General features: G+C 69.8%; 6 protein-coding genes and 1 pseudogene. 5 read left to right on the forward strand and 2 right to left on the reverse strand.

What is annotated here, in order from left to right:
- Positions 1 to 41: 41 nt before the first annotated feature.
- From IA22_RS0131660 to IA22_RS37830, 3 genes and pseudogenes are all read left to right on the forward strand, one after another.
- Positions 42 to 1,784, forward strand: a complete 1,743-nt coding sequence (locus tag IA22_RS0131660) for an endo-1,4-beta-xylanase (protein ID WP_030125585.1) — start codon at positions 42 to 44, stop codon at positions 1,782 to 1,784.
- Between the two features lie 446 nt (positions 1,785 to 2,230).
- Complete coding sequence (locus IA22_RS0131670; RefSeq protein WP_030125586.1) at positions 2,231 to 3,454, forward strand: hypothetical protein; 1,224 nt, start codon at positions 2,231 to 2,233, stop codon at positions 3,452 to 3,454.
- A gap of 161 nt (positions 3,455 to 3,615) precedes the next feature.
- A pseudogene (locus tag IA22_RS37830) lies at positions 3,616 to 3,806 on the forward strand (ISL3 family transposase); the annotation flags it as partial.
- Positions 3,807 to 3,875: 69 nt separating this feature from the next.
- Here IA22_RS37830 and IA22_RS0131675 read toward each other — a convergent pair.
- Positions 3,876 to 5,126 carry a tetratricopeptide repeat protein gene (locus IA22_RS0131675; protein WP_051694866.1) on the reverse strand — a complete coding sequence of 417 codons (1,251 nt, stop codon included), beginning with the start codon at positions 5,124 to 5,126 and terminating at the stop codon, positions 3,876 to 3,878.
- A 57-nt stretch (positions 5,127 to 5,183) separates the two neighbouring features.
- Between IA22_RS0131675 and IA22_RS0131680 the strand changes: the two genes are divergently transcribed.
- Together IA22_RS0131680 and IA22_RS0131685 are read left to right on the forward strand one after the other, a co-directional pair.
- The gene (locus IA22_RS0131680) at positions 5,184 to 5,918 is read left to right on the forward strand and encodes a hypothetical protein (protein ID WP_157840947.1); all 735 of its coding nucleotides are present in this window, start codon (positions 5,184 to 5,186) and stop codon (positions 5,916 to 5,918) included.
- A 140-nt stretch (positions 5,919 to 6,058) separates the two neighbouring features.
- Complete coding sequence (locus IA22_RS0131685; RefSeq protein ID WP_234434653.1) at positions 6,059 to 7,450, forward strand: cytochrome P450; 1,392 nt, start codon at positions 6,059 to 6,061, stop codon at positions 7,448 to 7,450.
- A gap of 260 nt (positions 7,451 to 7,710) precedes the next feature.
- Here IA22_RS0131685 and IA22_RS0131690 read toward each other — a convergent pair whose 3' ends face one another.
- Positions 7,711 to 9,060, reverse strand: coding sequence for a HEAT repeat domain-containing protein (locus IA22_RS0131690; protein ID WP_030125590.1), 1,350 nt, complete (start codon positions 9,058 to 9,060; stop codon positions 7,711 to 7,713).
- Positions 9,061 to 9,259: the final 199 nt, after the last annotated feature.

Raw genomic sequence — 9,259 nt, forward strand, 5'->3', positions numbered from 1 at the left:
GAGGCTTTGAGCCCGTACCGAACAAGAGAATGGGAGGGACCGTGGACCTTGGTAGGGGGACGTGGCGGCGGCTGACCGCCGTGGCGCTCGTCATGGCAGTGGCGGCCGGGTGTACGAGGCAGGGCGAAAGCGCGGGTGGCGGAAACGACGAAGACCTGCTGCGGAACCACGACTGGACGCAGATGCCGGGCACCATCGCGCGGAACGACATCCTGCGGATCAGCGCATTGGATCGGCACATCGTGGAGCAAGACTCCTCCGGCGGCCAGCCCAACCCCCCGCTGAACCTGGCCGGCCCGCATCTCAGATCCGACGGCGACTTCACCGTCACCGCGCGCATGTCCGGTGTGGGCGACGGCGGCGGCGACTCATGGCTGCGGCTGTACGGACAAGTACCCGTCATCTACGACGAGTGGCGGCAGGAACGGCCCTCACTCCGCGTCGGCGTGACCGCCGGTGGACGAGTGAAGGTACAGATATGGGACGGCGAGGGCGATGAGCCGGCCACCTCCAAGGAATTCGACTGCGGTTGCTCCGGGACGGTCACGGTCGCCGTGTCGAGCATCGGTGACACCTTCCGCGTGAAAGCCGACGGGCGGCGGCTGGGAACCGTGCAGGACCCGGGAGTGTTCGCCGAGGGCACTGTCTGGTTCGGCCTGGAGGCAGACGCGAGCACACACGAACGCCGCGAGGGATGGCGTCTGACGCAGCTGATCGCACGGGCAGAGAGCGGTGACTCGCTCCGCGTGATCAAGGCGCCGCAGCTACGCCAGGAGCAGTCCGACGACTCGCTGCGTGCGCGGGCCGCAGAAGTAGGGCGGCCGTTCGACGTCGGCACCGCGCTGGCCGAGAACCCGCTGCTCACCGACTCGCGCTACCGGTCGCTCGCGGGCAGTCAGTTCTCCATGCTTACTCCGGAGAACGCGTTCAAGCCACAGTTCCTCCACCCACGCCGGGGCGTCTACGACTTCCGTGACGCGGACCTACTCGTTCGCTTCGCCCGCGCAAACGACATGAAGGTGCATGCGCACACCCTCGTCTGGCACGAGGCTCTGCCCGACTGGATGCGGGAGAACGACGACCCCGAGGAGGTGCGCCGGACCATGCTCCGGCACATCGCCACGGTTGCGGGGCACTTCAAGGGAAAGGTCGCGGAATGGGATGTGGTCAACGAGCCCATGTCCGACGACGAGAAGAGCTACACCAACGGGGATCTAGGTCTGCGCTCCGAGCAGAGCCCGTGGTTCGAGGCCATGGGGGAGGAGTACATCGACGAGGCGTTCAGGGCCGCCCACCGGGCCGATCCGCAGGCACGGCTGTTCCTCAACGAGTACGGGGTCGAGGAGGAAGGCGAGCGGTGGGACGCTCTCTACGATCTGGTCACGCGGCTCAAGGAACGCGGCGTACCGATCGACGGCGTGGGTTTCCAGAACCACGAGTACGCACCTGGCGACCGCATCGACCCGGAGACCTTCCGCAGCCATGTACGGGATCTGGCGGAGCTCGGGGTTCAGGCGCGGGTGTCGGAGATGGACGTCCCCGTAGGCGAGGACGAGGAGGACGGGCGGCAGATCCAGGCTGATGAGATGGCGGGCAAGCTGCGGGTCTGCCTGGAGGAGCCGAACTGCACATCGTTCTCCACATGGGGATTCACCGACCGGTACGGTTCCACCGCCGACACCAAGATCTACCCTCCGCGCACGGCCGATTCCCTGCCGTGGGACGCGGCCCTGCGGCCGAAGCCGGCGTACGAACGCCTGCTCGATGCCTTTGACGAGGCGTGAGGAACCAGATACTCGGGGCCTCGACCCGCCCCCACTCTCAGCCCGCGTCACGAAAACGGTCCACCGGCACTGCTGCCGGCGGGCCTCACCAAACTTCGAGGTGAAAAGTTCCGCGTCAAGGGCGGTGGCACCCTGGCGGGTGCTGCTGCTCGGTGTGGCAGGAGTCCGCCTTGTCGGCCAGGACCACCTTTGGCTTTGTGCGGGGCCGTCCTCGCCGTCGAGGGATGCGGAGGAGGGCTAGACGTGAATGGAGGCGGGTTCGTCACCGACCTGTCCGGCGGTGAGCACGAAAGCCAGTAGCCGGCATTGAGCGTCGGAGGCGAGTTGGATCTTTGTGGTCAGTCCGCCGCAGGACCTGCCGATGGCGTGGTCTGCCGGTTCGACTGGTCGGGCCCGGCGGACATCGCGTGGCGGGTCATCACCCGGATCGGGCAAGGTGCCGGGTGATGAACTACGAGTACGAGATGTCATATGCCCTCCCTGACTCCGTCGAGGGTCTGCTGCAACGCGGGCGTGGCCTGGGTGTGGTGCGAGCGCTCCGGGCCCCGCGGGAGTCTGCCGCGTTCGTGTACGACGGGATCCGCCGTGACTGGCTGTGGGACCAGTCCGACGAGCGGTCCGTGTATCTGGCGCGGCTGGTCTGTGATCTGGACCTGTCTCCCATGCCGGTCGTGAACATGCTGGCGGGGGACGAGGAGGCCTGCCTGCGGGCCTGCGGGGTGTTGGAACTGCTGGCTCTCGCCGGATCGGTCGAAGCCAAGGACGGCTTGCGGGCGTATGTCCGCAAAGGTGAGCACTGGGTGCGTGTACTGGAGCGGATGTCAGTCGGCTGGCCACCGGAGTGGTGGGAAGACCTCGGTGACGTCGCACGCGTCCGGATGAGCGCTGAAGCCCAACTTCCGTGGCACTCCGAGCCCTGGACGCGGTTCGGTATCGCGGTCCAGAGCCAGCCGCTCGTTCCGCGGCCGTCACTGAACGGGCTCAGCACCGCAGAACTCCTTCGTCTGCTCTCCGGCAGCCACACGGGAGACCACACGAAGATCGACGCGCTGCGCGCCCTGAATGCCCGAAAGCCTGCTGAGGAGCTGATCCCGCTGGTGCCCTGGTTGGGCATGTCCAACGGCCTGCGCCCCTTGCCCATGCTCGGCCGGGCCGTCCGGCGCTTGGGCACGCTCGCCGTACCGGCGGCGCACGGCTGGGCCCAGGCGGAGCGCCCCTGGCTGGCTCTGCTCGGTACGGAGATCCTGGCCGACCATCCCGGGCCGGAGGCCTTGCCCGGCCTGGTGAACGAGCTCGCCGAACAGTGGGCGGCGCAAGACTGGTGCGGACCGGGCCAGACGGCCCGGCGCCTGGCCCGGTTCGGACCTGACGCCGCCGGGGCCGTCCCCTACCTCCGGCGCTTCTGGCTCCACACCCCGCATTCGTACGAGCGGACCGCCTACCTGCAGGCCCTGGCTGCCATCAGCGGGGACGACGGCTTGGAGCACATCTATACCGAGTCCCTCTGGGACTGCCAGAAAACAACGCGACTGCTGGGGATCACCTCGGCACCCACGATCCCGGAGACACTGGACCGGCTCGCCGTACTGCGCGATGACCCGATGGAGACGACCGAGGTGAGAGCCGCGGCCGGAACGAGGCTGGCTGCCCCGGACGGCCGACTGTCTTGACCCTGTTCGAACGAGCAAGCCCGACCATCCAGGGCGCCTCCCGTTTTCGGGCTCTGGCTCACTTTCCGTGGAGCATGCACGCTGAGTGGCGGGCTTGAGGCGAGCGGGCCCTGGGGAAGCGACCCTGAACAGGCCGGTACCGCGGGCGGTGTAGCTGACACGCGACCCGTGAAGGACGTCACTACGGGACCGTCCTGGTCGACGTCGAAAGCCGGTGTCCACTGGATCTGCTGCCCGATCGGGCTTCCTCTTCGCCGAAGGCGCCACGGCCCGGGCACCACAAGCGCTTCGGGTCGCGGACAGGTGGCAACTTCGGCACAACCTGAGGGAGGCCGCCGAGCGGTGCCTTGCAGCCACTGCGGAGACGTCGGTCCATGACGGACGGCCACTGGTGGGCGGTACTGACACGGCTTCCGATCGGTCAGCGGTGGCGGAGCTTCTCCAGGGCGTCGGCGAGAGCGGCGCGGGTGACCGGGAGGGCGGGGTGGTCCAGGCCGAGCAGTTCCTCCTCGTCGGCCAGCAGCTCGGTGAGTTCGGTCGCGGCGCGGGCCGGTTCGCCGGCGGCCGTACGCCAACGGGCCAGGTCCATGCGGGTGCCCAGGGTGTGAGGATGCTCCGGGCCTATCACGCGCAGGCGGTCGACGAGGAGCGGCCCCAGTAGGGCGACGGCCTGAGCGGGGTCGCCCTCGCGTCCGGTCCAGTCGGCGATGCGGGCGCGGGTGGCGAAGGTGTCGAGACCTTCGGGGTCGTCGACCTGTTGGACTTCGAGGAGCTCCCGCAGGGCGGCGAGCGCGCTCGCCACGTCGCCGAGTTCTCCTCGGTGGTGCATGGCGGCCGAGCGGGCGCACAGGACGTCCGGATGGTCGGGGCCGAGGCGGGCCTCGGCCTCGCGCCAGGCGGCCTCGTGCAGGGCCAGGGCTCCGGCGTGGTCTCCGGAGGCCGAAAGGAAGTTGGCGAGGTGGTTGCGGTTGCTGATGGTGTCGCGGTCGGCGGCCCGTCCAAGGCTGATGCGCAGTTCGTACAGGTACTTCAGTTCGGTGACGGCCGCGTGAGGGGCACCGGCCGCGCCCTGCCAGACGGCGGCGCTCTGGCGGGTCTGGAGCAGGCTGCGGTGGTCGGACGGGTACAGGCGGTCCTGGTCCGCGTAGAGAGAGGCGTAGGCGCGGGCCGCGCCGGCGGGGTCGCCCGCCTTGGCCTGCCACCAGGCGAGGTGTCCCCGGGTGTCAAGGCTGATCTCGTCGTCCGGTGCGAAGCGGGCGTCGACGACTTCGTGCAGGCGGCGGAAGTGGCGCAGCGCCGCGCTCGCCTGGCCGGAGTCGCCGAGGCTGTGGCCCACGCGGTAGAGGACGGGGTGGGGCACGGGGGTGAGTAGCTCGTCCTGGGCGTGGCCTGCGAGGGCGAAGGCGTTGGCGCGCAGGGCTCGGTCGAGGCGGGCGGGGAGTTGCGGGGCCCGCCAGCCTTCGACGAGGGCCTGGGCGGCGGAGCCCGCGGCGGCACGGCGTTCGGGTGGGTCCAGTAGGTCACGGGTTGCGTGTTGGGTCAGGGAGTGGATGCGTATTGCCTTGCCGGCGAGCGCGCCGACCGGGTCGGCGCCGGAGTCTGGCTCCGTGCGGGGGGTGGTGGTGGCGGTGGTGTCGACGGAGAGCAGGCTCAGGCGTCGCAGATTGTGCACCGCGTCGTGGACCTCGTCGCGGGCTGCGGCCTCGGAGGGGTGAGGGGGGAGTGGGCCATGGCAGCCGACATCACGGCGGAAATGTTCCTGAAGGCCTTCAACAGTGTGGGTGGCGACAGCAGCGCTGCGGCGCGGGCGGTGACGAACTACAAGACCCTGTCGGGTTGGCGAGCGTCCCAGATCGCACAGGTGGCGGCCGCCAGCGCGGCCGCGATGGCGATACCGGTCGCCCACATCGCCACGCTGGCCGCCGACTTCGCCGTCCTGCTGCGCAAGATGGCCGTCTGTGCCTGGGGCATCGGCTACAAACTGGGCGCCGTGGTGGAGGCCGAGGAAGACCTGGCGATCATCCTGGGACTGTGGTCGGGGGCGGTGGAACGGGACGCCCTGAGCGTCACGGCGGCCGCCTTGGGCGGCGCGGCGGGCCTGATCGCCCTCAACGCGGCCTACCCGACGTTCGCGCAGGCCGTGATGACGCAGGTCCTGACGCAGGGCGGGCACACGGTGGTGACCGCGGTGGCTGGGAAGGTGGCCGGAAAGGGTGGGGGCAAGATGGCGGCGAAGCTGACCAAGCCGCTCCTTCAAATGAAGGCGCACGCGATAGCGCTGAAGTTCTCGCTGATGCTCGGCTCGAAGGCGGTCACGGGCATCGTGCCGTTCCTCGGAGCGGTGGCCGGGGGCGCGATCAACGCCCACTTCGTCAACAAGTTCGCCGACGCCGCCGAGACGTACAACCGGGCCAAGCTCGCATACCCCGGCGGGCCGGCCGGGGACGTTCGCGTCCCGGTGTAGACGGCGTGCTGCCGCCCGCGCGAGCTTGGCGACGGAAAGGGGCGCCCCACCCGTGACCGCGCCCGCAGTTGATCGTTGCCCAGCCGTAATGGCGGCCGTAGCCGTGGAGGCCGACGAACGTGGACAGGACAGAGAAGCTGATGAATGTGGATAGGTCAGCCTGTCACGGGCAACCGCCCGTGCCCCCCGGCCCCGGAACGCTCGCCCACTCCCGCGCCTTGCGTTTCTGGCTCGACCCGGCCAACCTCGACCAGGCGGGCCCGGTCGTCCGGACCAGGACCGGCCCGGCGACCGCCTACCAGGTCAACGACCCGGCACTGCTGCGCAAGGTCGGTAGTGATGAGAGCACCTTCCGGTTCTGGGGCCCGGACCCGAGCCTGCGCGACTTCACAGAGAACGGGGTGGTCGGCATCGAGGGCGCCGCCCACAGGGAGCGGCGCACCGTGATGAGGCCCGCGTTCACCGCGTCCCGGCTCACCGCTCTCGGGCCCGAGGTCCAGGCTCGTACCCTGTCGCTTCTCGCTGACCTGCCTGCCGACCGACCGCTCGACATGCGGGTGGAGATGAGCCGGCTCGCCTGCGGGCTCCTCGTCAGCTGCATCCTCAACAGCGAGCTCGCTCCCGGCACCCTGTCCAAGATCGCGGCCGCCCGCTCCACACTGTCCGGCGGAATCTTCTGGCGCTACGCCCTCGCACCCTGGCCCTGGGTGCCTGTGCCTCGGCGCCGCGCCAGCAGCCGCGCGCTCACCGAACTGGACGAGGCCGTCCACGAGGTGCGAGACCGTCACCGGCCCGACCCGGACGGCCAGGACCTGGTGTCCTTGCTCGAAGCTGCCGCTCCCGGGAATCCCCACGTGGTGCTGCGCGACATTCGCGCTCTGCTGATCGCAGGTATGGAGACGAGCGCCTCCACCCTCTCCTGGGCCTGCTACGAACTAGGCCGCTACCCGCACTACCAGCAAGCGCTCCAGGACGAGGTCGACGCCGCGCCCGACACGAGCCGCCTCCAAGCAGACCAGCTACCGCTCGCCACAGCCTTCGTGCAGGAAGTCACCCGCCTCCACGGCATCCCGTTCCTGGTCCGCCGCACCCGCCACGAGACCTGCCAGGGCGGTGTACGGATCCCGGCCGGAGCCGTCGTCACCCTGCCGCTGGGAGCCCTCCGTCGTGACAGGAACCGCTACCCCGACCCGGACGTGTTCGACCCACAGCGCTGGCTCCCCAACGCCGAGCCGCCATCAGCCCCTGCCGCGCTGCTCGCCTACGGTCTGGGTCCGCGATACTGCCCCGGCGCGGCCGCGGCCGATGCCATGCTGCCTGTCGCCCTGGCGACCCTGGCCAGCTCGCGCACGCTGCGCCCGGCGCGGCCGGGCCGCAGGATCGGCGTGAGCCTGGAACTCACGCCGACGCCCAAAGGCCTGACCATGTACGCCACACCACGCGAACCCCGGACCGCCGACACCAGACCGACGCCCGGGGCGAACATCGATTCCCGTTCCGGGGTGGTTTCCACCACGGACGGACAGGCGTGACCCACGCCCTTCGCGCGGTCTCTCGCCGATCACCGGGCCACTGCGTCGACTCCGGCGCCCCGGGCATGCAGGGGTGCCTGCCGGACCCCCGGAGCCATTGACGCAGTTGGTCGTAGTCGTCCTCCGGCCGGTCCGCTCACCACTTCGCCGGCCGCGACGACGAGCCCGCGGCGGCGGAAGCGGACAGGCGGGATTCGGCGGATAAACGGTTCGAGCTCAAGGGCTGCCGCCGCTTACGGCGTGCCCGCTTGAGCGCGAGATCATCGGGCGGTCGCTCGGTTCCGTTGCCACCGCCAGGTCCACAGCGCACTGGCACGGTGGTCGTGCTCGAAGCCCGCACCGAGCTCTCCCACCCGGTCGATCGCCTCCGCGGTCCGGGGGTCGTCACGCAGAACGAGACCGTACGCCGCTTCGAGCCGGATCAGCTGATCCTCCTCGTCGAGCAGATCCGCCAGAGTGTCCGCGACGGTCGCCGAGCGATCCGACGAGAGGGCCAGCTGTTCGGCTACCGCAAGCCGTACCGAGGGGTCCGGATCCGTGGCCAGTGCAAGAAGGGACAGAGTGATGTCCGGCAACAGGCCGGAGTCCCTGCGGCCCACCCTGCACGCTGCCATGCGCACTTCGGGGACCGGGTCGTGAACAAGGGCGGCGAGAGCGGCTCGGGCGGCCGCCGATGCGACGACGAACTCCTCGACCAAGGCGTACGGCACCTGCTCACGCACGCGCGGGTCGGGGTGGGAGCAGAGCTGAAGACCGACGGACTCCAGCAAAGGGTGTTCGTGGTCGGTGTACGTGTCGAGGACTCGCGCGAGCACTGCGCCATCGGCCTCCTCCAGCGCCCAGACGGCCAGGAGGTCACCGGACTCCTGCGAGCGGAAGGGCGTCTCGCCGACGGCCCAGTTCAGGAGCTGGAGGTAGAGCGTGACGAAGCGACGGTGTGCCCGGTCGGGGTGGAACCGGTGAGCTACCACAGCTGACCATGTCTCCTGGTTGCGCTGCCGGCTGAGGGTCCAGCAGGCCGTCCACCAGTCCACATGGTCCTCGTCGGTCCGGACCGCCCGGTCGATGATCGCGTCCACCGGCGTCGGCACACGGAACGACCATTCCAGAGCGGTCAGGATCGAGCCGTGTCCCGCACGCACAGTGCGGCCACCCGACGACACCTGATCGACGTAGTTGTAGCCGTCGTCGAGCATACGCACGGACCCGACCGGGCCGCAGGCGCCCGTAAGGCGCCGCAGTTCCTCAACCACGCCGTTCGAATACCACCTGCGGGCCGAATCGAGCAGCCCGTCACGGGCCGCTGTCGAGAGCCGCAGCACCACGTCGTCAGACAACAACGCCATGACAGTCTCCGGGGAGCCGGCGTCAACAGCACGCTCCAGCGGCGTACTCCCGTCCGGCTGGACCAGACAGGGGTCGGCCCCGCCCTCCACCAGGGCGCTGACGACCTCCGTATCGAAAGCCGAGATCGCCGCGCACATGACCGAAAGTCCGTCCACGAACGCAGTGTTCGGATCGGCGCCGCACTCCAGCAGCCCTCGCACCGCGTCCGCGTCGCCACGCCCGACCGCTGCCGACAACCGGTCCCCAAGAGCGCCCTCGCTCATCCATCGCCCCCTCGATCACGTACCCAGGCGGTGGAGCCGCTCGTAGACACGCACTACCCACGGACAACCGCAGGCAGGCATCCTGCCACGCGTACCTGGAATGGTGGAGCAGCACGGTCACACGCCGCACGAGAAGGCGGACGCGGCCCGCGCGCTCGCGGCGCGCCGCGGCCGTCGCGGGGGACTGCTCCCCGCAGCC

The organism is Kitasatospora papulosa (assembly GCF_000717245.1).
Taxonomy (GTDB): Bacteria; Actinomycetota; Actinomycetes; order Streptomycetales; family Streptomycetaceae; genus Streptomyces; species Streptomyces papulosus.

Bases quoted from the DNA above. Each gene is read 5' to 3' on its own strand.
- IA22_RS0131685 (WP_234434653.1), top strand. From the start codon at position 6,059: ATGAATGTGGATAGGTCAGCCTGTCACGGGCAACCGCCCGTGCCCCCC.
- IA22_RS0131690 (WP_030125590.1), bottom strand. From the start codon at position 9,060: ATGAGCGAGGGCGCTCTTGGGGACCGGTTGTCGGCAGCGGTCGGGCGT.
- IA22_RS0131680 (WP_157840947.1), top strand. From the start codon at position 5,184: ATGGCAGCCGACATCACGGCGGAAATGTTCCTGAAGGCCTTCAACAGT.
- IA22_RS0131670 (WP_030125586.1), top strand. From the start codon at position 2,231: ATGAACTACGAGTACGAGATGTCATATGCCCTCCCTGACTCCGTCGAG.